The 25,596-nt window shown below is 46.7% G+C and carries 23 protein-coding genes; 3 read left to right on the top strand and 20 right to left on the bottom strand.

The window, feature by feature from the left end:
• Nucleotides 1–77: 77 nt before the first annotated feature.
• The 4 genes from nrdR to Y79_RS0116160 all read right to left on the bottom strand — a co-directional run bounded on the left by nrdR (nt 78) and on the right by Y79_RS0116160 (nt 3,021).
• Nucleotides 78–536 (bottom strand): transcriptional regulator NrdR, encoded by a 459-nt coding sequence (gene nrdR, locus Y79_RS0116175; RefSeq protein WP_003152473.1) that lies wholly within the window; start codon nt 534–536, stop codon nt 78–80.
• A 249-nt stretch (nt 537–785) separates the two neighbouring features.
• Nucleotides 786–1,166, bottom strand: a complete 381-nt coding sequence (gene speD / locus Y79_RS0116170) for an adenosylmethionine decarboxylase (protein ID WP_003152471.1) — start codon at nt 1,164–1,166, stop codon at nt 786–788.
• A gap of 238 nt (nt 1,167–1,404) precedes the next feature.
• Nucleotides 1,405–2,427, bottom strand: a complete 1,023-nt coding sequence (locus Y79_RS0116165) for a glyceraldehyde-3-phosphate dehydrogenase (protein WP_016938617.1) — start codon at nt 2,425–2,427, stop codon at nt 1,405–1,407.
• Nucleotides 2,428–2,634: 207 nt separating this feature from the next.
• Nucleotides 2,635–3,021 carry a winged helix-turn-helix transcriptional regulator gene (locus tag Y79_RS0116160; protein ID WP_016938616.1) on the bottom strand — a complete coding sequence of 129 codons (387 nt, stop codon included), beginning with the start codon at nt 3,019–3,021 and terminating at the stop codon, nt 2,635–2,637.
• Between the two features lie 183 nt (nt 3,022–3,204).
• Here Y79_RS0116160 and Y79_RS0116155 point away from each other — a divergent pair, with 183 nt between their 5' ends.
• Together Y79_RS0116155 and Y79_RS0116150 are read left to right on the top strand one after the other, a co-directional pair.
• On the top strand, nt 3,205–4,404 hold the full coding sequence (locus tag Y79_RS0116155; RefSeq protein WP_016938615.1) for an MFS transporter: 1,200 nt from the start codon (nt 3,205–3,207) through the stop codon (nt 4,402–4,404).
• A gap of 58 nt (nt 4,405–4,462) precedes the next feature.
• Nucleotides 4,463–5,305: an aldo/keto reductase gene (locus Y79_RS0116150; RefSeq protein ID WP_016938614.1), complete on the top strand. Its 843-nt coding sequence runs from the start codon at nt 4,463–4,465 to the stop codon at nt 5,303–5,305.
• Between the two features lie 38 nt (nt 5,306–5,343).
• On the opposite strand, the gene coaE is transcribed toward Y79_RS0116150, so the two are convergent.
• The 10 genes from coaE to Y79_RS0116090 all read right to left on the bottom strand — a co-directional run bounded on the left by coaE (nt 5,344) and on the right by Y79_RS0116090 (nt 17,468).
• A complete protein-coding gene (coaE, locus tag Y79_RS0116145; protein ID WP_016938613.1) occupies nt 5,344–5,937 on the bottom strand; it encodes a dephospho-CoA kinase in 594 nt (197 codons plus the stop codon).
• Nucleotides 5,938–5,952: 15 nt separating this feature from the next.
• Complete coding sequence (gene ytaF / locus Y79_RS0116140) at nt 5,953–6,585, bottom strand: sporulation membrane protein YtaF (RefSeq protein ID WP_016938612.1); 633 nt, start codon at nt 6,583–6,585, stop codon at nt 5,953–5,955.
• A gap of 136 nt (nt 6,586–6,721) precedes the next feature.
• Nucleotides 6,722–7,552 (bottom strand): DNA-formamidopyrimidine glycosylase, encoded by an 831-nt coding sequence (mutM, locus tag Y79_RS0116135; RefSeq protein ID WP_016938611.1) that lies wholly within the window; start codon nt 7,550–7,552, stop codon nt 6,722–6,724.
• A gap of 28 nt (nt 7,553–7,580) precedes the next feature.
• The gene (gene polA, locus Y79_RS0116130) at nt 7,581–10,220 is read right to left on the bottom strand and encodes a DNA polymerase I (RefSeq protein ID WP_016938610.1); all 2,640 of its coding nucleotides are present in this window, start codon (nt 10,218–10,220) and stop codon (nt 7,581–7,583) included.
• Between the two features lie 246 nt (nt 10,221–10,466).
• On the bottom strand, nt 10,467–12,206 hold the full coding sequence (gene pnpS, locus Y79_RS0116125) for a two-component system histidine kinase PnpS (protein ID WP_016938609.1): 1,740 nt from the start codon (nt 12,204–12,206) through the stop codon (nt 10,467–10,469).
• Nucleotides 12,199–12,918 carry a response regulator transcription factor gene (locus Y79_RS0116120; protein ID WP_016938608.1) on the bottom strand — a complete coding sequence of 240 codons (720 nt, stop codon included), beginning with the start codon at nt 12,916–12,918 and terminating at the stop codon, nt 12,199–12,201. Before Y79_RS0116120 ends, pnpS begins: the two co-directional genes overlap by 8 nt.
• A gap of 215 nt (nt 12,919–13,133) precedes the next feature.
• Nucleotides 13,134–14,072, bottom strand: coding sequence for a malate dehydrogenase (gene mdh, locus Y79_RS0116110; protein ID WP_003152455.1), 939 nt, complete (start codon nt 14,070–14,072; stop codon nt 13,134–13,136).
• Between the two features lie 45 nt (nt 14,073–14,117).
• On the bottom strand, nt 14,118–15,389 hold the full coding sequence (gene icd, locus Y79_RS0116105; protein WP_016938607.1) for an NADP-dependent isocitrate dehydrogenase: 1,272 nt from the start codon (nt 15,387–15,389) through the stop codon (nt 14,118–14,120).
• Nucleotides 15,390–15,549: 160 nt separating this feature from the next.
• A complete protein-coding gene (gene citZ / locus Y79_RS0116100; RefSeq protein ID WP_016938606.1) occupies nt 15,550–16,668 on the bottom strand; it encodes a citrate synthase in 1,119 nt (372 codons plus the stop codon).
• A gap of 335 nt (nt 16,669–17,003) precedes the next feature.
• Nucleotides 17,004–17,468, bottom strand: a complete 465-nt coding sequence (locus Y79_RS0116090) for a DUF441 domain-containing protein (RefSeq protein ID WP_007408072.1) — start codon at nt 17,466–17,468, stop codon at nt 17,004–17,006.
• A 97-nt stretch (nt 17,469–17,565) separates the two neighbouring features.
• On the opposite strand from Y79_RS0116090, the gene ytvI reads away from it, so the two are divergent.
• On the top strand, nt 17,566–18,681 hold the full coding sequence (ytvI, locus tag Y79_RS0116085; protein WP_016938604.1) for a sporulation integral membrane protein YtvI: 1,116 nt from the start codon (nt 17,566–17,568) through the stop codon (nt 18,679–18,681).
• 31 nt (nt 18,682–18,712) lie between these two features.
• Here the strand turns inward: ytvI and Y79_RS0116080 are convergent, their stop codons facing one another.
• From Y79_RS0116080 to ystJ, 6 genes are all read right to left on the bottom strand, one after another.
• Nucleotides 18,713–19,096, bottom strand: a complete 384-nt coding sequence (locus tag Y79_RS0116080) for an FxsA family protein (protein ID WP_016938603.1) — start codon at nt 19,094–19,096, stop codon at nt 18,713–18,715.
• 111 nt (nt 19,097–19,207) lie between these two features.
• Nucleotides 19,208–20,965 (bottom strand): pyruvate kinase, encoded by a 1,758-nt coding sequence (gene pyk / locus Y79_RS0116075; RefSeq protein WP_016938602.1) that lies wholly within the window; start codon nt 20,963–20,965, stop codon nt 19,208–19,210.
• A gap of 39 nt (nt 20,966–21,004) precedes the next feature.
• Nucleotides 21,005–21,964 (bottom strand): 6-phosphofructokinase, encoded by a 960-nt coding sequence (gene pfkA / locus Y79_RS0116070; protein WP_016938601.1) that lies wholly within the window; start codon nt 21,962–21,964, stop codon nt 21,005–21,007.
• A 191-nt stretch (nt 21,965–22,155) separates the two neighbouring features.
• Complete coding sequence (gene accA, locus Y79_RS0116065; RefSeq protein ID WP_016938600.1) at nt 22,156–23,133, bottom strand: acetyl-CoA carboxylase carboxyl transferase subunit alpha; 978 nt, start codon at nt 23,131–23,133, stop codon at nt 22,156–22,158.
• Nucleotides 23,118–23,990: an acetyl-CoA carboxylase, carboxyltransferase subunit beta gene (gene accD / locus Y79_RS0116060; protein WP_016938599.1), complete on the bottom strand. Its 873-nt coding sequence runs from the start codon at nt 23,988–23,990 to the stop codon at nt 23,118–23,120. Before accD ends, accA begins: the two co-directional genes overlap by 16 nt.
• Before the next feature lie 326 nt (nt 23,991–24,316).
• The gene (gene ystJ, locus Y79_RS0116055; protein WP_016938598.1) at nt 24,317–25,549 is read right to left on the bottom strand and encodes an NADP-dependent malic enzyme; all 1,233 of its coding nucleotides are present in this window, start codon (nt 25,547–25,549) and stop codon (nt 24,317–24,319) included.
• Between the last annotated feature and the right edge of the window lie 47 nt (nt 25,550–25,596).

Here is a 25,596-nt window from a genome sequence, read left to right as displayed (position 1 = left end):
ATTTTACACCGTTTCCGTCATCTATCAAATGCCAATTTTGCTCATGAGAAAAGAGCCAGACATCATCTCTTAGCTCTTTAGCGCTCTTTCTTTATTAAATCTTTCAATTCATCAATAAACACGTTTATATCTTTAAACTGCCGGTAGACCGAGGCAAAGCGGACATAAGACACCTCATCTATTTTCGCCAGCCGGTCCATCACCATTTCTCCGACAAGTTCGCTTTTGACTTCAGATACGCCTTGATTTCGCAGCTCTTTTTCAATGTCAAAGCACATGTCTTCAAGTGTTTTTAAAGGAACGGGCCTTTTTTCACAGGCTTTAATTAATCCGCGCAGCATTTTTTCACGGCTGAATTCTTCCCGGACGCCTTCTTTTTTCACGACGATCAGAGGCATCTCTTCAAACTTCTCAAATGTAGTGAAGCGGTAATGGCAGGCTTCGCACTCCCGCCTTCTGCGGATTGATTTCCCTTCGTCCGCAGGCCGTGAATCAAGTACGCGGGAACCGTTATGCTGGCATGAAGGACATTTCAATTGGATCAGCTCCCATCTGTTTCATTGCTGTAATGCGGTTCGCAAGCTTCCGGTAAATGCCCGCCAACGTATCTAGGATGAGCCTATTGTGTTGGGAGAGCCGATAGACCGGCCTTATCTTCTTCTATTTTACAAAAAAATTGCTTAAAGAAAAAGCAATGCTGTTTTTTTACATAAGAAAAGGAGCATCAGCTTCAAAGCGCGTAATGGCTTTTTCAGCTTAGCTCCCTTGTGTTTGCGTTTTGAAAATTACAGTACTTTCGCTTGTGCCTGTTTAATCTGTACAGGCCCCATTCCTCTCGGTATTTCAATGTTTTCTCTTGTATCTGCATGTAATGCGTCCGCAATGTAATCAGCAGCCACATTAGGATCCAGGTCTCCACAAGTATAAACATCAATGCTTGCATATCCGTGTTCAGGAAAACTGTGAATCGTTAAATGTGACTCAGAAATAATAACGACTCCGCTTACGCCTTGCGGTGCAAATTTGTGAAATGCGACCTCGCGCACTTCAGCTCCTGATTTCAAAGCAGCATTTACAAACGTTTTTTCAATAAAATCCATGTCATTGAGCTTATCAAAATCGCATCCCCACAGCTCGGAGATGACGTGACGCCCCATTGTTTCCATAATCATGGACCCCCCTTAACAAGAATTAAAAAAGTGAATTTCCGAGAACTGACCCGGCCATTTACCACGGGGGAAAGTTAGTCCGGAGAGGTCCTAACCCTTTAAGTAATTCCGAAGCAGTCACGAGCAAGAAGTTCACGAAAGATAGTATACTGTGTTTAAGTTTATTTTGCAAGGAGTGTTTTTTTGCAAATATGCCGTTAAGGGTTTTTTCTAACAAATGTCCATGATCTTTATTCTACACAGCTGACGGGTGTTTCATTCGCGCGGCGACGTGGCGGATAAGATCAACGACCCGGCAGGAATATCCCCATTCATTGTCATACCAGGCGAGCACCTTTACTTTCCGGTCTTCCATCACAATTGTCGTCAGCCCGTCAATGATCGCCGAGTGTGAATTCGTATTATAATCCGAAGAAACGAGCGGTTCATCCGAATAATCAAGAATGCCGTACATTGACGTCTTTGCGGCTCGTTGGAATGCGGCGTTCACTTGCTCGGCCGACACATCTGTTTTCAGGTCACAGACAAGGTCCACTAAGGACACGTTAGGAACGGGAACCCGCAGAGCCAGGCCGTGAAGTTTTCCTTTCAGATGAGGCAGCACGAGCGACAGCGCTTTAGCCGCGCCTGTAGAAGTCGGAATGATGGATTCTCCGCACGCTCTCGCCCTCCGCAGATCTTTATGCGGATTGTCGATATTTTTTTGGTCATTCGTGTAAGCGTGAACGGTCGTCATCAGGCCGCTCTCAATCCCGAATTCCTGATCAAGCACTTTGACGACCGGTGCAAGACAGTTTGTCGTGCAGGATGCATTTGAAATAATTACATGTTCATCCGGATTGAACTTTTCTTCATTCACTCCCATGACAATGGTAACGTCTTCATTTTTACCCGGAGCCGTTAAAATAACCTTTTTCGCCCCTGCTTCAATATGGCTCATCGCTTTTTCTTTTGAATTAAATTTTCCCGTTGCCTCTATAACGATGTCTATTCCGCACTCTTTCCACGGAAGCTCTCTCGGATCCCGCCGATTGAACAGCATAATATGTTTCCCGTTGACGATCAGACTGTCTTCGGCGGCTTCGACTTCTTGACCGTATTTGCCGTGAATTGTGTCATACTTTATCAAATGAGCAAGCGTTTCCGGGGGATAGCTTGCATTAATGGCTGTTATTTGAATTTGATCATCTTCCATCGCTTTTCTGAACACCATTCTTCCGATTCTTCCAAACCCGTTGATTGCTACTTTTACCTTCATGCCCAGGTCACCCCTTTTTAATATGCCACTCTAATTTAATTTTAATTATATATAGTATAACACATTAAAAGAAATCCGCCAGTACAACTTAATAAAAATCCGCCCTTATACCGATCAATATGTTGTTCAATCGGTTTTTTTGCATATAAAATGATCTTTTTTCCATAAAAAAAGCAGGATCAGCATCTCTGGCTGCCTGCTTTTTTATTATATTTGTTCCGGATCTTTAAACCTGTCATTTAAAATGCTGTCCTCTAATACGGATGACACCTCGCCGTACCGTTTAGAAATATGCATCGCGCCCCAGTCGCACAGCGCGTTTAAAATTCTTTCCAGGCTGTGGCCGTATTCACTCAATACGTATTCCACTTTCGGCGGCACCTGATTGTACACGATCCGGTTGATGACGCCGTCAGCTTCCAATTCCCGCAATTGCTGTGTCAGCATCTTTTGGGTAATGTCCGGCATAAGCCGCTTCAATTCGCTTGTCCGCTTTTTTCCGCGCATCAGGTGGCAGAGGATCACACACTTCCATTTTCCGCCGATCACTTCTAGCGTCGCCTCTACAGATATATTGTATTTTTTCTTCAGCAACGGTAATTCCTCCTCATCTATAGGAACTAAAAAGTGCCTATGGCACTTAAAAGTACGTTCTTTTCAATGACTCATCTATCGATCATAATGACATTTGCCGGCTGAAAAGGAATGTACTCTTATACTTATATCGTTTACCCGGCATCATTTCAACCATACATTTTCGTTCAAGGAGGAAAACAGATGTCTTCACATCGCCAAAGCTATTTACCAGCACTGCTGGCATTAGCCGTCAGTGCTTTTGCGATCGGCACAACCGAATTTATCAGCGTCGGATTGCTGCCGCTTATATCTCATGATCTGCATATACCTGTGACAACGGCGGGACTTACCGTTTCCATGTATGCTCTGGGCGTAACATTCGGCGCCCCAGTTTTAACTTCTCTTACATCAGGCATGTCGCGGAAAACGCTGCTGCTCTGGGTAATGCTGATTTTTATCGCCGGAAATACACTTGCAGCGAGCGCTTCCTCAATCGGCGTCTTACTGGCAGCGCGGGTCATTTCTGCTTTTTCCCACGGCATTTTCATGTCAATCGGGGCAACAATCGCCGCCAATATCGTGCCTGAGCATAAAAGAGCAAGCGCGATTTCCATCATGTTCACAGGGCTGACGGTAGCTACAGTGACCGGTGTTCCGTTCGGGACTTATCTCGGCCAGCAATTCGGATGGAGAATCGCATTTGCCGTCATCGTCGCGGTAGGAATCATTGCATTTCTCACAAATGCGCTTCTCGTTCCGTCAAATTTGCGCAAAGGAACGAAAACCGCATTTTCCGAACAGATAAAACTCGTCAAAAACGGCCGGCTGCTGCTTTTATTTATTATTACAGCGTTAGGCTACGGCGGAACGTTTGTCGTGTTTACGTATTTATCTCCGCTTCTTCAGGAAGTAACCGGTTTTCAGAAAGAAACCGTCGCGGCCATCCTGCTTGTTTACGGAATTGCGATTGCGATCGGAAACATGATCGGCGGCCGGTTATCAAATCGGAATCCGCTGAGAGCATTGTTTTACATGTTCATTGTCCAGGCGGCTGTGCTGTTTGTCTTGACTTTTACCGCGCCGTTTAAAACAGCCGGACTGATCACCATTATTTTTATGGGGCTGTTGGCGTTTATGAATGTGCCGGGGCTTCAGGTATATGTCGTGATGCTGAGTGAACGTTTTGCGCCAAGCGCCGTTGATACAGCATCAGCCTTAAACATCGCGGCATTTAATGCCGGAATCGCAATCGGTTCTTTTGCCGGCGGGATTATAACAGATTCAATCGGGATTATTCATACCGCTTGGATCGGGGCGTTAATGGTGCTCAGCGCGGTCGTGTTAACCGGATGGAGCAGAAAGCTTGAAAAGCGGGATCGCACTGTCCTTGAAAGGAGGTGAGTTTTTCTTCAGCGCATTTTGATTTTTTTAACAAACAAACAATAGGAGGAACATATACATGACAACACATTTACAAGCAAAAGCGACATTGCATAACGGCGTAAAGATGCCTTGGTTCGGTATCGGAGTATTTAAAGTAGAGGAAGGCGCGGAGCTCGTCAATGCGGTGAAAACGGCACTGGTGCACGGCTATCGCAGTGTTGATACCGCCGCGATTTACGGAAATGAAGAAGGTGTCGGCGAAGGCATCCGCCAAGGATTGCAAGAAGCGGGATTAAAGCGTGAAGACATTTTTGTCACGTCAAAAGTGTGGAATGCCGATTTAGGGTATGAAGAAACGTTAAAAGCGTTTGACACAAGTTTAGAAAAACTCGGTTTAGACTATTTAGATTTATATTTGATCCATTGGCCTGTCGAAGGAAAGTACATCGATGCGTGGCGGGCGCTCGAAACCCTCTACCGGGATGGACGCATTAAGGCGATCGGGGTCAGCAATTTCCAAATTCACCATCTGAAACATCTCATGAAAGAAACGGAAATCAAGCCGATGATTAACCAGGTGGAGTACCACCCCCGTCTGACACAGAAAGAACTGCACGCTTTCTGCGCCGAACAAGATATTCAGCTTGAAGCATGGTCGCCATTGATGCAAGGCCAGCTGCTTGATCATCCCGTCTTACAGGAAATCGCTGAGAAATACGGCAAATCAGCCGCTCAAGTGATTTTGCGCTGGGATTTGCAAAACGGCGTCATCACCATTCCGAAATCAACTAAAAAACACCGTATTGAAGAAAATGCAAATGTCTTTGATTTCGAACTGTCAGCTGACGATATGAAGCGGATTGATGATCTGAACGAAAATCTCCGTGTCGGCCCGGACCCTGACAATTTTGATTTTTAACCAGAAAAACACCGTTCGGTTTTCCGAACGGTGTTTATTTATGTCCAGCTGCTCAATATTTCCTCCAGCTGATGCTTCGTATAGTCAAGACTGCCGCTGTTATCAATGACGGCGTCAGCTTTTTTTGTTTTGTCTGCTAAAGGCATTTGCGACGTTATCCGGCTCATCGCTTCTTCTTCTGTAAGTGAATTCCGCTTCATCAGCCGTTTGAGCTGAATGTCTGCCGGTACGGTGACGACGAGCACTTTGCCGACCAGATAGTCAAGCCCGCTTTCATACAAAAGCGGGATATCCAAAACGACGAACCGCTCTTTTCTCGCAACGGCTTCATCCCGCTGTTTCATCATTTCCGCACGCACTGCCGGATGAACGATCTGATTCAGGATAAGACGCTTCTGTTCGTCCGTAAAAACGATAGAACCGAGTTTTTTTCTGTCAATGCCGCCGTTTTCCTGCAGGATGTCTTTTCCGAACGCTTCAACGATCTGTCCGTAAGCCGGCATTCCTTTTTCCACCGCCTGCTTAGCGATGACATCCGCATCAATGACTGTTATTTTTTTGTCGATCAGCATGCGCGCTACCGTGCTTTTGCCGCTGGCGATGCCTCCCGTTAAACCGATGACCAAGCTCAAAAAGCCCACTCCTTCTTACATTTTCCAAATCCCGATGATAATCAGCAGGATCCCCGGCAAAAATGTCATTTTATCTATCCAATTCCACCTTGAAAGAAAATGCCCGGCGTTGATGCCGAATGACACAAACAGCGAGCTCATCACCCCGACGGTCACGCTCATCATAACCGGAGAAAAACCGAGAATGGCCGCTCCCATGCCTGCGCCAAAGGCGTCAATAGATAAGGCGATACCGAGCAGAAGCGCTTCGACTCCATTAATGGTTCCGGATTGATCAATATCGGCGCTGGTCGGCTTTTTCAAAATGTGAATCACGATGCCGAGCGATTTCACTTCAAGGTTTAGCAGCGTTTTTTCGTGTAATAAGTAATCCGGCTCTTTCGCCGGTTTAAAAAATTGATAGATGACCCATGCCCCGATTCCGATTAAGATCAGCCCGCCCAGTTTCTCCGTGACGGATACAGGGAAAATCTTTGTCAGAAAATGGCCGATCAGCATGGATATAAACATCACAGAGGCTGAACAGCAAGCGATCACGGCAATCGCTTTGAACGGGATTTTCATTTTTCTCAATCCATACGTAAACCCGACTGAAAAACTGTCCAAGCTGACAGCAAAAGCCAAAAGCAGCAAAGAAACAATCTCCATATCCGTTTCTCCCTTTCTCTTGATCGGCAATTGTGACATATGCCTATTGGGTGAATCACAATATATATATGGAGAAAGGTCATCAACTGTGTTAGAAAAAAGTCATTCTGCTGCCGCCTGCTTGAACAGCTTCAGTTTATGATTTTTTTTGGCATCGGGCGCAGAAATGCGTACCCCTTCCGCCGACTACGATTTTAGAAATCATCGTGCCGCACGTTTTGCACGGCTCATCCTTTTTGCCGTATACGTAATGTTTGAGCTGAAACATTCCGATTTCCCCTTGAGAATTGATATAAGACCGGACGGTGCTCCCGCCCGCGTCAATCGCTTCCTGAAGGGTGTCTTTAATTTCTGTATGAAGCGTTTTTATCTGTCCGTCAGACAGGCTGTTCGCTTTTGTCTCAGGGTGAATCCGCGCCCGGAATAAAGCTTCATCGACATAAATGTTGCCGAGGCCGACGACTGCTTTTTGATCGAGCAGGGCGGTTTTCACCGCGCGGTTCGTTTTTGCCAGCCGCTCTTTTAAATAGGCGGCGGTAAAGGCTTCATCATCTGGTTCGGGTCCGAGCTGTGAAAGCGGTAATGCATTCAGTTCCTCTCCCGGCGCAAATAAATGCATCGTGCCGAATTTCCGGACATCCCGGTAGCGGAGCTCTGTTCCGTCCGTCATGCGAAACACGACGTGAACATGTTTGTCGTCAGGCTCATCGGCCTGATAAAGACCGTATTTCCCCTCCATCCGGAGATGGGACACCATGACATAATGATCCAGATGGAAAAGCAAAAACTTTCCCCTTCTTCCGATGGATCGGATGGTTTCTCCTGCAATCTGCCGCGCGAATTCCTCCGGCTCGGCGGGTTTTTTGATGATATTCGGCCATCTGATGTCCGCCGATTCAATCGTTTTCCCCTTCACAAGACCGGTCAGAGTGCGCCGGACCGTTTCAACTTCTGGTAATTCCGGCACAATCATCACTTCCTTTTTCTCTGTTTATTTATTTTGCATCGTACCAAGACGGTCCTGAAGCATAATCCGCCTTTAACGGCACGTCTAATGCCAAAGCATGCTCCATCACTTCAGGAACCAGCTTCTCTAATATTTCAATTTCTTCCTTAGGCGCTTCAAAAATCAATTCATCGTGCACCTGAAGCAGCAGTCTTGCCTTCAGTTTTTTCTCCTTCAGCTCAGCTGCCATATCAATCATGGCTTTTTTAATAATATCAGCGGCGCTGCCCTGAATCGGCGTATTCATGGCCGTCCGTTCCGCAAAGCTCCGCAGGTTGAAGTTGCGGCTTGTCAGCTCAGGGATGTAGCGGCGGCGCTGCATAAGAGTCGTCACATATCCTTTTTGTTTCGCTTCCTGCACCGATTCTTCCATATACGCCTTGACGCCCGGAAAGCTTTCCAAGTAGCGGTCAATAAAAGCGCCCGCTTCTTTCCGGGTGATGCCGAGGTTTTGCGACAGCCCGTAATCACTGATGCCGTAAACGATCCCGAAATTGACGGCCTTTGCCTGACGGCGCATCGCCTGTGTCACTTCATCCTCGCTGACATGAAACACATCCATTGCGGTTTTTGTGTGAATGTCCATATCATTCGTAAACGCCTCAATCAGATTTTCATCTTTTGAAATATGCGCAAGCACCCTTAACTCAATTTGTGAATAATCAGCGGCGAAAATTAGCCAGTCCGGTTCTGACGGAACGAAAGCCTGACGGATTTTCCGTCCTTCCTCCAGCCTGATCGGAATGTTTTGCAGGTTCGGATCAGTTGAACTGAGGCGCCCGGTTTGAGTCAATGCCTGATTGAATCGCGTATGCACCTTATGAGAATCCTTGCGTGTGACTTTCAGCAGCCCTTCAATATAAGTTGATTGGAGTTTGCCGATTTGTCTATATTGCAGAATGTAGGCGACGATATCATGTTTGTCTGCGAGCTTCTCCAGCACATCGGCTGAAGTGGAATAGCCTGTTTTTGTTTTCTTTACTGGCGGCAGGCCGAGCTTTTCAAACAGAATGACGCCGAGCTGTTTTGGTGAATTGATGTTAAACGGTTCACCGGCGATGTCATGGATTTTTTCTTCATATTCTTTCAGCTTCGCGCCGAGCTCTTCGCCCATTCGCTTCAGTCTATCAACATCCACTTTGACGCCCATTGATTCCATTTCTCCGAGAATAAGCGCAAGCGGGAGTTCGAGATCTTCATATAATTCAAGCTGATTATTTTCTTCCAGCGCGTGCAGCAGTTTGTCCCGGAGGCTGTTAACGGCAGACGCTTTTCGCGCGAGATGATCGGCAAGCTCTTTTTCAGCCGGAACGGCGCGCTTTGCGCCTTTTCCGTAAACCGCTTCATCTTTTGAAACGATATTCAGGCCGTATTCTTTCGCTACGCTCGCGACATCGTCGTACGAATTGCCCGGGTTTATAATGTAGGCAGCAAGAAGCGCATCAAATTCCGTTCCCTTCAGCTCAATTCCCTGCCAGCGCAAAGCGACAACGGAGCGTTTGCTGTCAAACACCCACTTTTTCTTCGACTCATCTTCAGCCCAGGATTTAAACGCTTCGGACTGGATGGCGGTTTCTTTCGGAATATAATAAAGGCCTGTTTCATTCACGATGGAAAAGCCGAGTATCGGTTCTTCGTGATAGTTATCCCCGATTTGTTCGACGACTAAAGCGGACGGCGAAACGAGCATAGCTTCGGTGATTTCTTCGGCCGTTTCAACATTGATGTCCTCAAAATCTTCTTCCGCCGTTTCTCCGCTATCTTCACCGAGCCGCTCCAGCAGCGTGTTAAAACCGAGGTCTTTAAAAATGGCAACGACTTGTTCACGGTCGAACCCTTGATAATCTAAATCGTCAAGCTTGACTTCAATCGGCGCATTTGTCATAATCGTCGCCAGCTCTTTGCTCATCAGGGCTTGTTCTTTATATTCTTCGAGCTTTTCTTTTAATTTTTTCCCGCTGACTTCATCAATTGAATCAAGCAGTTTCTCAACCGAATGGAACTGCTTCAAGAGTTTAATTGCCGTTTTTTCGCCGACGCCGGGAACGCCCGGGATGTTATCGGAGGAATCCCCCATTAATCCCTTCATATCAATGATTTGCAAAGGGGTCAGACCGTACTTTTCTTCGACGTGTTCCGGCGTGTAATCTTCCACGTCGGTAATGCCTTTTCTCGTAATAGCAACGGTCGTTTTCCCGGTTGCAAGCTGCGTTAAGTCTTTGTCTCCGGAAAATACCTTTACTTCAAAGCCGTCTTTCTCAGCAGATACGGCAAGTGTGCCGATAATATCATCCGCTTCGTATTCAGGAAGCTCATAGCGGCTGATGTTATAAGCATCGAGGAGCTCACGGATGAACGGCATCTGTTCAGAAAGCTCCGGCGGCGTTTTTTGCCTTCCGCCTTTATATTCTTTAAACGTGCTGTGGCGGAAAGTCGTTTTTCCCGCATCAAAAGCCACCAGCATGTGGGTCGGTTTTTCATCCTCCAGCATTTTCATTAAAATCATCGCAAACCCGTATACGGCGTTTGTATGAATGCCTTTTTCATTGCTTAGAAGCGGTAATGCAAAAAACGCCCGGTACGCCAGACTGTTTCCGTCGACAAGCACTAATTTTTTTCGTTCCGTCATTCAATATCCTCCTAAGAGCAAAAGCTCGTCATTCCTCTGTTTTTTAATCTCACAGCTTCTCTTATTTTAACAAAGTTCAATTTGAAAGGAAAATGAGCGGACCCCGTCAAAACGCAAAAAAGGACGGGAACAAGAAAACACGTTCCCGCCGTCAAAATTGGCTCCTTGGATGAAGGGGTTCTGTTACATCCTAACAAGATAGGTTTAACAGGTCATGAAGAAATTGTTAATCCTTTGTAAAGCTGATCACGCTGCCGGCGGCCGCTTCAGCGTCACAGTGAACACAGTTCCCTGTCCCGGCTCGCTTGTGACTTCGATTTTGCCTTCATGGGCTTCTATTAAGTGCTTTACGATGGCAAGACCGAGCCCGGTTCCTCCCGAGTTGCGGCTTCTGTCTTTATCCACGCGGTAAAATCTCTCAAATATCCGCGGAATCTCTTCCTTCTGAATACCGATTCCCGTATCGGACACTTTGATATCAACAGCGGTTTCTTTCACATTTACCGAAATCGCCACCGTCCCTTTTTCAGGCGTGTAGGTTAAAGCGTTGTTCGCCAGATTCAGGAATACCTGCTTCAGCCTGTGCACATCACCCGTCACAAAAATCGGCTCCTCCGGAAGATCGAGCTGAAAACTGATGCCTTTTTCCTCAGCCTTATGCTGTAAAAGGGCTTCGATTTCATGGAGGATTTTTGCGGCGTCAAAGGATTCTACTCGCATCGTAAAGTTTTGCTGCTCCATTTTGGATAAATCCAATAAGTCCTGTACGAGGGATTGGAGCCGCTCACTTTCTTTCAGAATGATAGACAGAAAGTCTGAAAGCGCCTTTTCATCTTTCATCGCCCCGTCTAACAGCGTTTCCGTAAAGCCTTTAATCGAAGTGATCGGCGTTTTCAGTTCGTGGGAAACATTGGCTACGAAGTCCTTCCTCATCTGCTCCAATTTTTTAATTTCCGTTATATCGTGAAAAACGAGAACAATGCCCTTCCATTCATCATCAGGACCCATGATCGGAACGCCGTCAACTTCAAAGTAGCGCCGCTCAATGTTGATGGGAAGTCTCAGCAGCTGGCATTTTTTCGTCTCCGTCATAAAAATATCTTCGACGAGCCGAATGATTTCCTCATGCTCAAACGCATCATGGTAAAGGCGGCGAAGCAGACGTTCAGGCTTTGTATGAAACTGCTTCGTGTACGATCGGTTCACGAGATTAATAAAACCTCTCCCGTCTATTAAAATCAAACCTGAACCGATATTTTCAATGACGGTTAACAGACGGTCGCGCTGCATATCCTGCGTTCTCGTCATTTCCATCAAATCGACCGCCAGACTGTTCATCGCACGCCCGAGACGGTCAGACCGCCTTGCGTAACCGCTGTAGGAGCGGGCGTCATAATTGCCTTTGGACAGCTCCGTCGCCACCTTCGTCGCGGCGTCGATTGATTTTTTGTAACGGGACGTCATGTTTGTATAAAAGAAAACAATAATGATAAAAGCGGTACAAAGACTTGCTGCCAGCATGCCCCACATTTCTCCGGTAATACTTGAACCGCCGCTGATTTCCGAGGAAACGAGCACATATCCCGCCGTTCGGCCGGTGTCATTTTTTACGGCGGCGCCGCGGATCACTTTGCTTCCCGCTTGTATGGCTGCCTCATTTTTATTGTGAGAAATGAACTCCTTTACGGCTGCATCATCAGCATGCCTGCCGGAATGATAAACGGCGTCACCCTTCTCATTGAGAACAGAGACGTTTATACCGAGGGTGCGGCCGGCGTCGCGGACCACCGTTTCATTGCTTTTATTGCCGATTCGGCCGGCGTCAAGAAGGCCCGCTATGTATACCGATTCCTTTTTCAGCTGATCCGCCGTTCTGTCTTTAGCGGCTGAAGAAATAAGCTGCTGTAAAAAAAGGCCGAGAACACTGAAAACCAATATGATACATACAACGAGTAAAGCGAACAGACGCACACGGACTTTATTCATTCATTTTTGGCTCCTCCAGTTTATACCCCAAACCTCTGATTGTTTTAATATAGATGGGTTTTTTGGTATTTGATTCGATTTTGTCGCGCAGGTGGCTGATATGAACGTCAACAATCCGGGTGTCCCCGGCAAAATCATAGTTCCAGACCGCGCTCAGCAGAAGATCTCTCGTCAGCACTCTTCCCTTGTGTTTTCCCAAATAGAGAAGCAGTTCAAATTCTTTAGGCGTCAATTCCAGCTGTTCCGACTTGAAGTACGCTTCGTAATGCTCCGGAAGAATTTTCAGCTCGCCGATAAGGATCTGCCCGTCCTTTTCCTCTTCTCTGCTTTGTGACAGCGAAGAAATGTCAGCCCTTCTTAAAATGGCTTTCACCCGCGCAGTCACTTCCCTCGGACTGAACGGCTTTGTCATGTAATCATCCGCTCCGAGCTCCAGTCCCAGCACCTTATCAAACTCTTCATCTTTTGCTGTCAGCATCAAGATCGGAACCATCATTTTCTGCTGTCTGAGCTGTTTACAGACGTCGATTCCGTCCACTTTCGGCAGCATGACATCCAGTACGATTAAATCCGGATTTTCCTTCTCTGCCTGCTCCAGAGCCTCTTCGCCGTCTGATGCGGTAATGACATCATAGCCGGACCGTTCCAGATTGTACTGTAAAAGAGTAACGATAGATTGTTCATCATCTACAACTAAAATTTTTTTGTTCATGCTGCGCCCTCCGCTGTCTATTTTCCCCGACATCCAATTTTCTCTATTTTATGTGCTGCATATCACTTTATGATTTCATTTTATCCAATACTGCCCGTTCAGACAATTCGCCTTTTTGATCATTTTCAGAGAAAGGATCGTTCAGGGAAAAAGAAAACGCTTTCATTAATTGTAAAAAGAGGAAGGCTTCTGATTCGGAAGCCTTCCCTTTTTTCTTATGACAATACTTTCATCACGTTTTTGACAGATTCAACTGATTTACTCAGCTGTGCTTTTTCATAGTCTGTCAGTTCAAGCTCAATGATTTGCTCTAGGCCGTTTCCTCCGATAATCGTCGGCACGCCTAAGTAAATGCCTTCATGACCGTATTCGCCTTCTAAATAAGCGATAGTCGGAAGCACGCGGCGCTGATCTTTCAAAATGGCTTCTACCATTTCTGTCAGTGATGCAGCAGGCGCATAGTAGGCGCTTCCGTTGCCGAGAAGGTTGACGATTTCCCCGCCGCCTTTTCTTGTGCGCTCTACAATCGCATCAAGACGGTCTTTCGGGATAAGTGTTTCGAGCGGAATGCCGCCCGCATAGGAATAACGGACGAGAGGAACCATGTCGTCACCGTGTCCGCCAAGAACAAAACCGGTCACGTCTTTTACTGACAGGTTTAATTCTTCAGCGACGAATGTTCTGAACCGCGCAGTGTCAAGCACTCCGGATTGTCCGATAACGCGTTCTTTCGGGAAGCCTGATTCTTTGTACACCGCATATGTCATCGCATCAACAGGGTTTGTTAACACGACGATAATGCAGTCAGGAGAATATTTCACGATCTCACGTGTGACGCTTCTCATGATTTTTTCGTTTGTAGATACGAGATCATCACGGCTCATGCCTGGTTTTCTCGCAATTCCGGCCGTGATGACGACGATATCAGAACCGGCTGTGTCCTCGTAGTTGGACGTGCCTGTGATTTTCGCGTCAAATCCTTGAACCGGACTTGCTTCGAGCATGTCAAGCGCTTTTCCTTTAGTCGGGTTTTCTAATTGAGGAATATCAACGAGCACAACATCCGCAAGCTCTTTTTGAGCTGTAAGGAAGGCTGTTGTCGCTCCCGTAAATCCTGCTCCGATAACAGAAACTTTACTGCGTGTTTTTCCCATGATTCTCTTCTCCTTTTTTGGCTTCATTAGAAGTCTGCTTTAGGTTCAGTCCATGTTTTTGATAAGCTCTTCACCGAACTCTGAACATTTCACTTCAGTTGCACCGTCCATTAATCTTGCAAAATCGTAAGTTACTACTTTTGAAGCAATCGTTTTTTCCATAGCTTTAATGACTAGGTCAGCCGCCTCATTCCAGTTCAGGTGTTCAAGAAGAAGCACTCCTGAAAGGATAACGGATGACGGGTTGACTTTGTCAAGGCCGGCATATTTAGGAGCCGTTCCGTGAGTCGCTTCAAAAATCGCATGCCCTGTTTCATAGTTGATGTTCGCTCCCGGTGCGATTCCGATTCCGCCTACCTGAGCGGCAAGCGCATCAGAGATATAGTCTCCGTTTAAGTTCATCGTCGCCACGACGTCGAATTCGCTCGGACGGGTTAAGATCTGCTGAAGGAAAATATCAGCGATGCTGTCTTTGACGATGATTTTTCCTGCTGCTTCCGCTTCGCTCTGCGCTTTATCAGCCGCTTCTTTTCCGTCTTTTTCGACGATGCGGTCATATTCGGCCCAAGTGAATACTTTATCTCCGTATTCTCTTTCGGCAAGCTCGTAGCCCCAGTTTTTAAATGCCCCTTCAGTGAACTTCATGATGTTTCCTTTGTGGACAAGCGTGACAGACTTGCGGCCGTTTTCGATCGCATACTCAATGGCAGCTCTGACTAAGCGGCTTGTTCCTTCTTCAGAAACAGGCTTGATGCCGATTCCTGATGTTTCAGGGAAACGGATTTTGTTAACACCCATTTCATTTTGCAGGAAGCTGATCAGCTTTTCAACTTCTTCAGAACCTTTCGCATACTCAATTCCGGCATAAATATCTTCCGTGTTTTCACGGAAAATGACCATATCCGTATCTTCAGGACGTTTGACCGGAGAAGGCACTCCAGTGAAATATCTGACAGGGCGCAGGCACGTGAACAAATCAAGTTCCTGTCTCAGCGCCACGTTCAGAGAACGGATACCGCCGCCGACCGGTGTCGTCAGAGGTCCTTTGATAGCGATGAAGTACTCTCTGATGTCTTCCAGCGTTTCGGCAGGAAGCCACTCACCTGTTTTATTATAAGCCTTTTCACCGGCATAAACTTCTTTCCACGTGATTTTTTTCTCGCCTTTATATGCTTTTTCAACAGCGGCTTCCAATACTTTAGAAGCGGCGTTCCAAATATCAGGGCCTGTACCGTCACCTTCAATAAACGGGATAATCGGATTATTTGGTACGTTTAATACTCCATTAGAGACTGTAATTTTTTCACCTTGTGACACAATATTACCTCCCAGTATGTAATTCATATTTAGAAAACATTTTATTTTTCTTGTATAGAAAATAAAATGATTTTTCTCAAGATTCTATCAAAATTGTAAACCAACTTGGGCTTGATTAACAAGAGGCTAACGACATGAAAATCACCAGCCTCCCGTTTGATCAGGCTCTTTCGTCAATCGGAACAAAAGTCTGCTTATCCGGACCCGTGTATTCAGCGCGCGGACGGATGAGGCGGTTGTTATCGTATTGCTCAAGAATGTGCGCGATCCATCCGGACATTCTGCTGACCGCAAAGATCGGCGTAAACAGATCGTGGTCAATGCCGAGACTGTGGTACACAGATGCGGAATAGAAATCAACGTTAGGCGGAAGTTTTTTCTCAGATGTCACAATTTCTTCGACACGGATTGACATGTCGTACCATTTGCTTTCACCCGTCAGATTCGTCAGGCGTTTGCTCATTTCTTTTAAATGTTTGGCGCGCGGATCCCCATGCTTATACACGCGGTGTCCGAAGCCCATCACTTTTTCCTTTTTCTCCATTTTGCTGCGGATATAAGGCTCGGCATTTTCCACTTCTCCGATTTCTGTCAGCATTTTCATGACGGCTTCATTGGCTCCGCCGTGAAGCGGCCCTTTTAATGCGCCGATGGCTGCCGTGATGCCTGAGTAAATATCGGATAAGGTGGCGACACATACTCTCGCCGTAAATGTTGATGCATTCAGCTCATGATCCGCATGAAGAATGAGCGCTTTGTTAAACGCTTCCACTTCGATCGGAGAAGGATCTTCACCGTTTAAGGTATAAAGGAAGTTCTCCGCAATACCGTACTCTTCCTTCGGTTCAACAGGATCAAGTCCTTTGCGGATTCTTGAGAAAGCGGCGACAATGCCCGGCACCTTCGCCTGCAGACGGATGGCTTTTCTGTAGTTCGCTTCCGGATTCATGACATCGGCTTCACTGTCAGTCAGACCGAGTAATGAAATTGCCGTCCGGAGCGCAGCCATTGGATGTACGTTATTGAGGGGATAGGATTTGAAGTGCTCAATGATTTCTTGTGGAACGGCAGCTTCTTTCGCAAGCTGTTTTTTCAGTTCAGCAAGCTCTGTTTTATTCGGCAGGCGCAGATGCCACAGCAAATAAATGATTTCTTCAAAACTTGCATTCTCTGTCAAGTCGTCAATATCGTACCCTACATATGTAAGGGTATCGTCGATAATAGAGCTTACAGATGATGTTGTTGCTACAACCCCTTCAAGACCGCGTGTTGCTGTCATATTCAACCTCTCCTTTTCAATCAAAATTCCCCTTTAAAGAGTACATAAAACATACGGCTTACTTAAAATGAATCATGTAAACACTCCCTTTCCCCTTTAAGAAAATGCTTACATTTCACTGATTGCGGTTACATAACCGATATGCTTATAGAGGAACATAACAAATTCTTATAAGCTTATTTAAGTTTAAGCCTATTCTTATTATAAACAATAATCAGACATTTGTTAAATGTTTACCTATAATTTTTTTTTCTTTCTCGCACATTTTCTTGATTTTACGCGGTTTTTTCCTCTTTTTCCGCAAAAAAAAAGCGGCTTTAAGCCGCTTTTTTACTTTACGAAGTGAATATTTTAACGATCTGCATGGCCAGATAGGCAATTCCGGCGCCGATTAACGGGCCGACGGCGACGCCTCCGAAAAGCGCGACGGCAAGTATCGTGCCGATCACCAGCGCCGTTGTAATATGAGGATCGTTTTCCAATAAGGTGAGACCGTTTTTGGCGATTAAGGCTACGGCGATTCCGGCGCCGAGAGCGATCCACGCATAATATGATTTCATCGCTTCTCCGAGCTGTTTAAAACCGATATCACCTGTGGCAATCGGCACTAAAACGGCGATTGTAATGACGGTGACCCCCCAGTTGATTCCTTTTGACTGAATCACCGGGAACAATTTCTGGTCAAGACCGACAGCTTTTATCACAATAAGAAAGCCGACGGCAAAAAGCAATGACTGGTTTTTGGCTATCAATGCGATGGCCAGCAATAATAGTAAAAATAAATTCGCCTGTGTAAACATCCTGAAAGCACCATCCTTCATCATAACTGTATTCATATCCTTTTTTTTGACGAATAAACTAATGTAATAGGACGTGCCGACCGAGAGGAGGATCGATGTGAATCCGCACTATGCAACTGTTTTTTTCCGCGCGCTGTTTGTACTAGCTGCGGCCGGCGGCGCTTTAGCGGCCGGTTACGCCTCATTTTCGTTAACTTATCCGTTTCTGATCGCCCTTATTCTGTCGTCGGCGATCATTCCCGTGGTTGACTGGCTGGACAAACTGACGGGGCTGCCCCGATCAGTCAATACAGTCATTGTCCTGGCCTTCTTTTTGCTGATTCTTCTTGGCGCGGCGACTTTTCTCGTTGCGGAAATCATCTCGGGAACCGCCTATCTGGCCAAAACGCTCCCTCCCCATATCAGCGCCTTTATAACGTATTGCGAGGAGTTCTTCACTTCCCGCATTCAGCCATTGTACCACGAGCTGACTGTCTTATTTAACGGGCTGGAAACCAATCAGCAGGCATCCATCGTGACGCATATCCAGACCCTCGGTGATACAGCCGCTAAAAATGCGGGGCTGATGCTTTCACATCTTTTAGAGCTGGTGCCGAAATGGATTGCCTTCCTTCCCAATACGGCTGCTGTCTTCGTATTCGCAATGCTGGCGACTTTTTTTATGACTAAGGACTGGCACAAGCTGAAAGCGATGCTTTATTCCATTCTTCCGGAACGCGTTTCGGCAAACGCCAAGGCTGTGTCGGGAGAACTGAAAAAAGCGATGGCCGGTTTCATTAAGGCGCAGGCCGTGCTCATCCTTTTTACGATGATCATTGTCTTTATCGGACTGTTTCTTTTAGGAATTGAGCATGCGGCGACCATTGCCTTTTTTATCGGCCTGGTGGATCTTCTCCCGTATCTCGGCGCCGGATCGGTATTTGTTCCTTGGATTATGTATTTGGCCATTGCCGGTCAGCTTCCCCAAGCGATCGGTCTCGGTATTTTATATATTGTGGTTCTCATTCAGCGCCAGCTGACGGAGCCGAAGATTTTAAGCAAGTCAATCGGGCTTGATCCGCTTGCGACCTTAATCGCCCTGTTTGCCGGCTTTAAGCTGTTCGGAATTTTAGGACTGGCTGCGGGGCCTGCGCTGCTCGTTTTCATTCAGGCCTTTATCACAACGGGCGCTTTAAAAGAAATATGGGCCTATATTACTGTTCAGTCCAAATAAAAACGGCAGCCCTGCAAAAAGGCTGCCGTTTTTATTTGATAATGATCCGCTTGTTTTTTGACATTCCTCTCAGCCATTTGAACAAAAGCGGCTTCATGCGGTTCCGAGTGAACGGAATCAGAAGACAGGCCCCTGCAATATCGGACAAAAAACCCGGAAGCATCAAAAGCAGGCCTCCGATAAAGACGCATATTCCGTCAAGAAGCGCGTCCCCCGGCATGCTGCCGTGCTGCAGGTCGCGCATCACCCGATGATATACATCAATTCCCTGTCTTTTTGCCACCAAGGCGCCCAGCACGCCTGTCAAAATGATGAGAAGGACGGTCGGAAAAACGCCGAGCCATTTTCCCGCCAGCAGAAACAAGCCGATTTCAATTGCCGGACACACGATAAACAGTAAGAATAAAACTCTCATTTTTCTGCCCTCCTGTCCTTCTAAAAGCGCGTCACCGTCCGCATGGGAATAGGAAAATCAACCTAAAGACAAAAGAGAAGGGAGAACCCCCCCTCTCTTTTTTAAAGCTGTTTAAAGAACGCTTGCGCGGCCTTCATACACAGCGCCGCGGGCAGCGTCAACTGTGATAACCTGTCCGTCTGTTAAAACTGAAGTTGCGTTCTCCAGACCAACGATAACCGGAATGCCCAAGCTTAAACCGACTACTGCGGCATGGCTTGTCAGACCGCCTTCTTCCGTGATGAGTGCTGATGCTTTTTCAAGCGAAGCGATCATGTCACGGTCAGTGCTTGAAGCAACCAATACTGCGCCGTCTGTCATTTTTTGTTCAGCTTCCTTCGCATTTTTTGCAACAACAACCGGACCGAATGCTGATTTGCGTCCGATGCCTTGTCCTTTTGCGATTACGCTGCCGACAGTGTGGACTTTCATCAGATTCGTCGTGCCTGATTCACCGACAGAACCGGCTGTAATGACAATCAGATCACCGTGTTTCACGAGTCCGCTGTCAAGTGATTTTTGAACTGCATCTTCAAGCATTTCATCTGTAGAATTCGCGTTTTGGCCGCTTGCCGGGAAGACACCGAATACAAGGCCGAGTTTGCGTGATACAGACTCATTCACTGTAACGGCTACAATCGGAGCCTGCGGACGGTATTTCGCGATCATACGCGCCGTATGGCCGCTTTCTGTAGGCGTAACGATAGCTGCCGCGTTCAGATTGATCGCCGTGTGTGCAACGGATTGGCCGATTGCATCGGTAATTGTCATGCCGACCTGATCTCTGCGTTTAGACAGAATTTCTTTGTAGTTCAGAGATTCTTCCGTGCGTGTGGCGATGTTAAACATTGTTTGAACCGCCTCAACAGGATATTGTCCCGCAGCCGTTTCACCGGAAAGCATGATCGCATCTGTGCCGTCGAAAATAGCGTTGGCAACGTCACTTGCTTCAGCGCGTGTCGGACGTGGGTTGCGCTGCATGCTGTCGAGCATTTGAGTCGCGGTAATAACCGGTTTGCCGAGCGCGTTGCATTTTTTGATCATTTCTTTTTGCACGAGCGGCACTTCTTCAGCCGGAATCTCTACGCCGAGGTCTCCGCGCGCTACCATTAAGCCGTCAGATACTTCCAGGATCGCATCCAGATTGTCTACGCCTTCCTGGTTCTCAATTTTAGGGATGATTTGAATGTCAGACGCGTTATGCTCTTCAAGCAATTCGCGGATTTCCAGAACATCCGTAGAGCGGCGTACAAATGACGCAGCGATGAAATCAACGCCTTGCTCGATACCGAAGACGATGTCTTTAGCGTCTTTTTCAGTAATTCCCGGAAGGTTGACGCTGACGCCGGGAACGTTTACGCCTTTTTTATTTTTCAGCGTGCCGCTGTTTAAGATTTTTGTTTTGATTTCTTGTTTTTCCGGATTTGATTCAATCACTTCCAATCCGATTAAACCGTCATCCAGCAGGATGATAGACCCTGCTGACACGTCGTCTGCCAGGCCTTCATAAGAAACTGAGAATTTTTCAAGCGTTCCCAGCACCTGTTTTGTAGAAACGATAATTTCATTTCCCGCCTGAAGCTCAAGCGCGCCGTTTTCCATATCGTGCGTGCGGATTTCCGGGCCTTTCGTATCGAGGAGAATCCCCACGTTTTTGCCGAGCTTTTTGCTTGCTTCTCTGATGTTTTTGATTCTTGCGCCGTGCTCTTCGAAATCACCGTGTGAAAAATTCAGACGGGCAACGTTCATACCCGCTTCCATCAATTTTGTCAGCATTTCTACACTTTCACTGGCCGGACCGATTGTACAAACGATTTTTGTTTTTTTCAACTCGTTCACTTCCTTCTGAAATCTTCAGCTTCGTCCGTCTTAAATAGACAGTTCTTTTGAAAGCTGATACATGTTTGGTTCAACAGTATGTTTTGATTCTAAAATTTCTATAATATCATGGTCTACAAGCTTGTTGTTTTGTATACCTACGCAGCGTCCGCCTTTTCCTTTAAGCAGAAGCTCAACCGCGTAAGCGCCGAGGCGGCTTGCAAGAACCCGGTCAGAAGCGCTTGGAGATCCGCCGCGCTGGATGTGCCCTAAAACGGATACCCGTGTTTCAAGGTTTGTTTCTTCTTCGATGCGTTTTCCGAATTCAACCCCGCTGCCTACCCCCTCAGCAACGATGATGATACTGTGTTTTTTGCCGCGGTCATGCCCTCTCTTCAAACGGCCGATAATTTCTTCCATATCGTAGTCCGCTTCAGGGATTAAAATGGATTCCGCTCCGCCTGCAAGACCTGCCCATAAAGCAATGTCGCCTGCATGGCGTCCCATCACTTCAATAACGTATGTACGCTCATGCGACGTAGCTGTATCGCGGATTTTATCAATCGCATCAATTACGGTGTTTAACGCCGTATCAAATCCGATCGTAAAATCAGTTCCCGGGATGTCATTATCTATCGTACCCGGTACACCTACACACGGAAACCCGTGTTCTGTTAATTTTTTCGCACCCATGTATGAACCGTCTCCGCCGATAACGACAAGACCTTCAATACCGAGTCTCTTTAAATTTTCGATTCCTTTTTCACGGCCTTCAACTGTTTTGAATTCAGGACATCTGGCTGTATACAGCTTTGTCCCTCCGCGGTGGATGATGTCACCGACCGAACCCAGTTCCAGTTTCTCTATTTTTCCGCTGATTAATCCTGAATAACCGTTATAAATTCCGTAAACTTCTACATCGTGATAGATAGCTTTACGCACAACCGCTCGCACCGCTGCGTTCATCCCCGGGGAATCCCCGCCGCTCGTTAATACTCCTATACGCTTCATTTCCTATTCACCTCAGCAACATATATATGTTAAACATATCATGATCATTGCCCTAAAACAATGAAAAGGGACGCCTGAGCTCCCATGAAACCTTACCTATTATACAATTAAATAAACTGTTTTTAAATAAAATTTAAGGAATATCACAAAAAACACAAAAAATAAACGTGAGCCATAGGCTTCACGTCTATTCAGTTTGCCCCGATATATTGATCCTCAACCGAAACTTTTCCGATGGCTTTGTATTTTTCGTAGCGCTGTGAGATCAATTCTTCGGCGTTCAATGGGAGAAGAGATTTTAATGTTTCTTTTAGGATGCCGTCAATGTAGCCCGCCTGCTGCTTGATGTCATGGTGAGCTCCGCCCTTCACTTCTTTAATCATATTATCTATAATTCCTAATTCTAATAAATCGGGCGCAGTAATCTTCATGGTTTCAGCCGCTTTTTTGGCAAGGCTGGAATCTTTCCACAAAATGGACGCGGCTCCTTCAGGAGAAATAACGGAATACGTCGAGTTCTCCAGCATCAGCATGCGGTTGCCCACACCTAATGCAAGCGCCCCTCCGCTGCCGCCTTCGCCGATGACGATACAAACGACAGGCACTGTCAGGCCGGCCATTTCGAACAGGTTCTTAGCAATGGCTTCACTTTGTCCTCGTTCCTCCGCCGCTTTGCCCGGATACGCTCCCTTCGTGTCGATGAAGCAGATAATCGGGCGGTTAAACTTATCCGCCTGCTTCATGAGGCGAAGCGCTTTACGGTAGCCTTCAGGGTGAGGCATTCCGAAATTGCGGACAAGGTTTTCTTTCGTGTCTTTTCCGCGCTGATGACCGATGACGGTGACCGGCATGCCGTGATATTTGGCAACTCCGCCGACAATCGCAGCATCGTCTCCGTATGTTCTGTCTCCGTGGCACTCAAAAAAGTCGGTAAACAGGTATTGAATGTAATCAAGGGTCGTCGGCCGTTCGGGAAGGCGTGCGATCTGCACTCTGTCCCAAGGCTTCAGGTTTTTATAAATTTCATCCTGGAGCTTGCTGAGCCGGTCTTCAAGCCTTGCGATTTCAGCGCTTAAATCCATCTCCGAATCTTGGGTGAATTTTTTCAGTTCGGCGATTTTTGTCTGCAGTTCAATCACCGGTTTTTCAAATTCTAATCTTGCAGCCACTCATGCTCACCTCCTGTTTGGTGCATGTCCAGCAGAAATGCGAGTTTGTCTTTCATGTCGTTTCTGTGAATCACCGCATCAAGCTGGCCGTGCTTTAATAAAAATTCCGCCGTCTGGAAATCTTCCGGCAGTTTTTCTCCGATCGTCTGTTCAATAATACGTCTTCCGGCAAATCCGATCAAGGCGCCCGGTTCAGCGAAATTATAATCACCGAGAGACGCGAAACTGGCCGATACGCCGCCAGTCGTAGGGTGGGTCATAACCGAAATAATCAGCCCCTGCTCTTCACTGAACAGTTTCAATGCAGAGCTTGTCTTCGCCATCTGCATAAGGCTTAAGACCCCTTCCTGCATACGTGCGCCGCCGGAAGCGGTAAAGATGATGAACGGGACTTTTTCCTCTTTCGCTTTTTCAATTGCCAGCGTGATTTTTTCGCCGACAACCGAGCCCATGCTGCCCATGCGGAATGTCGAATCCATGATCGCGATCACGGCAGGGAATCCGCTGATGGTCCCTTTTCCGGTAACAACCGCTTCATTCTGCGATGTTTTCTCACGGTCTTTTTCGATTTTTTCTAAGTATCCCGGGAAACCGAGCGGGTTTTCAGATATCATTCCCTGGTTGAATTCTTCGAATGAATTTTCATCCAGGAGGATTTCAATGCGCTGCTTTGCATTCATCGGGAAATGATGCCCGCAGTTCATGCAGACGCGCAGGTTTTTATCTAACTCTTTTGTGAGCATGATTTTTTTACATTTGGGGCACTTTGTCATAATGCCTTCCGGAACATCATGTTTTGCCTGCTCAGACGGCACGGAAGCATATTTTTTCTTTTTTGTGAATATATCCTTTAACAAATGATTACCTCCCTTTTGTGAAGGGTTCTCTTCACTGCATGTCTTCCGATTAGATAGACTTAATAATAACTTTACCGAAACTATTGTACTTTTTTTGTCAAACGGTGTCATCCTCCATTCGACATTTTTTGCTGAAAAGCAGGCGGAAACGGACGGATGACAGACCTTTAAAAGCGTTGCTCAGCCTTATCTGTCAGCGTTTTCAAAAGAAATAAGGATTCTGCTGAAATTTTTTTAAGACCTGCCCTTAAAAAAATGCCAGCAGTCCGTATATTGAACAGCAGCGCGTTGTTTTTCCCAACGCGCTGCCAATTCTTTTTGTGTTATTATTCGCCGATGACCGTAAGCTGTCTTGTTTTTTCAGCCACTTCCTCAGGGTCGACCGTAATTCTGGCGACGCCCGTTTCCATCGCCGCTTTCGCAACGGCTTTCGCAACGGCAGGAGCCACGCGTTTGTCAAATGGAGCCGGGATGACATACTCCGCGCTTAATTCATCCTCTGAAACGAGAGAAGCAATCGCTTCAACCGCAGCTATTTTCATTTCTTCGTTGATATGAGTCGCGCGAACGTCAAGCGCTCCGCGGAAGATTCCAGGGAATGCAAGTACGTTGTTGACCTGGTTCGGGAAGTCAGAACGGCCTGTTCCGATTACGCTTGCGCCGGCTGCGCGCGCGTCTTCAGGCATGATTTCCGGATTCGGGTTGGCCATTGCGAAAATAATCGGATCTTTCGCCATGCTTTCCACCATTTCTTTTGTCAAAGCGCCTTCGACTGATACGCCGATAAAGACGTCTGCATCTTTAATGACATCCTGCAGCGAACCGTCATTGCGGTCTTGGTTTGTAAACTTGGCCACTTCGTTTTTCACCGCATTCATGCCGGCAGGACGCCCTTCGTAAATGGCTCCTTTAGAGTCGCACATCACGATATCGCGAACGCCGAAATGGTAAAGAAGCTTGATGATCGCGATGCCTGCCGCTCCCGCTCCGTTTGCCACAACTTTAATGGATGACATGGATTTTCCTGATAATTTCAGCGCGTTTACAAGTCCGGCTACGGTTACGATGGCAGTACCATGCTGATCATCGTGGAAAACCGGAATGTTTGTTTCTTTTTTCAGGCGCTCTTCAATGATAAAACAGTTCGGCGCTGCAATATCTTCAAGATTGACACCGCCGAATGTCGGTTCAAGCAGCTTCACCGTGTCGATGATTTTGTCCACGTCGTTTGTGTTGAGCGCGATCGGGAATGCATCCACGCCCGCGAAGCTTTTGAACAGAACCGCTTTTCCTTCCATGACCGGAAGTGAAGCTTCAGGCCCGATATTTCCGAGACCGAGAACCGCTGATCCGTCTGTTACGACTGCTACCATGTTCCCCTTCATTGTATAATCATATACTTTATTTTTATCGTCATAAATCTCTTTACAAGGCTCAGCTACCCCCGGAGAGTAGGCAAGGCTTAAATCGTCCGCATTTCTGACTTCCACCTTTGCTTTTGATTCAAGCTTTCCTTGGTTTACTTTGTGTAAATGTAACGCTTCTTCTCTTAATGACATGCTAAACACTCCTTTTAAGTACTTTGTTACATATTCTGCCGCATAGA

It is taken from the genome of Bacillus siamensis KCTC 13613, assembly GCF_000262045.1.
Classification (GTDB): domain Bacteria; phylum Bacillota; class Bacilli; order Bacillales; family Bacillaceae; genus Bacillus; species Bacillus siamensis.
The sequence above is the reverse complement of the archived record's forward strand: the minus strand, read 5'-3'. Positions and strand labels throughout refer to the sequence as shown.

Coding starts and splice junctions, on each gene's coding strand:
- ystJ (WP_016938598.1), bottom strand. CDS start 25,549: ATGTCATTAAGAGAAGAAGCGTTACATTTACACAAAGTAAACCAAGGA.
- ytaF (WP_016938612.1), bottom strand. CDS start 6,585: ATGGAGATTGTTTCTTTGCTGCTTTTGGCTTTTGCTGTCAGCTTGGAC.
- Y79_RS0116120 (WP_016938608.1), bottom strand. CDS start 12,918: ATGAACAAAAAAATTTTAGTTGTAGATGATGAACAATCTATCGTTACT.
- speD (WP_003152471.1), bottom strand. CDS start 1,166: ATGGAAACAATGGGGCGTCACGTCATCTCCGAGCTGTGGGGATGCGAT.
- pnpS (WP_016938609.1), bottom strand. CDS start 12,206: ATGAATAAAGTCCGTGTGCGTCTGTTCGCTTTACTCGTTGTATGTATC.
- pfkA (WP_016938601.1), bottom strand. CDS start 21,964: ATGAAGCGTATAGGAGTATTAACGAGCGGCGGGGATTCCCCGGGGATG.
- polA (WP_016938610.1), bottom strand. CDS start 10,220: ATGACGGAACGAAAAAAATTAGTGCTTGTCGACGGAAACAGTCTGGCG.
- Y79_RS0116080 (WP_016938603.1), bottom strand. CDS start 19,096: ATGAGAGTTTTATTCTTACTGTTTATCGTGTGTCCGGCAATTGAAATC.
- mdh (WP_003152455.1), bottom strand. CDS start 14,072: ATGGGAAAAACACGCAGTAAAGTTTCTGTTATCGGAGCAGGATTTACG.
- citZ (WP_016938606.1), bottom strand. CDS start 16,668: ATGACAGCAACACGCGGTCTTGAAGGGGTTGTAGCAACAACATCATCT.
- Y79_RS0116150 (WP_016938614.1), top strand. CDS start 4,463: ATGACAACACATTTACAAGCAAAAGCGACATTGCATAACGGCGTAAAG.
- Y79_RS0116155 (WP_016938615.1), top strand. CDS start 3,205: ATGTCTTCACATCGCCAAAGCTATTTACCAGCACTGCTGGCATTAGCC.
- Y79_RS0116165 (WP_016938617.1), bottom strand. CDS start 2,427: ATGAAGGTAAAAGTAGCAATCAACGGGTTTGGAAGAATCGGAAGAATG.
- Y79_RS0116090 (WP_007408072.1), bottom strand. CDS start 17,468: ATGTTTACACAGGCGAATTTATTTTTACTATTATTGCTGGCCATCGCA.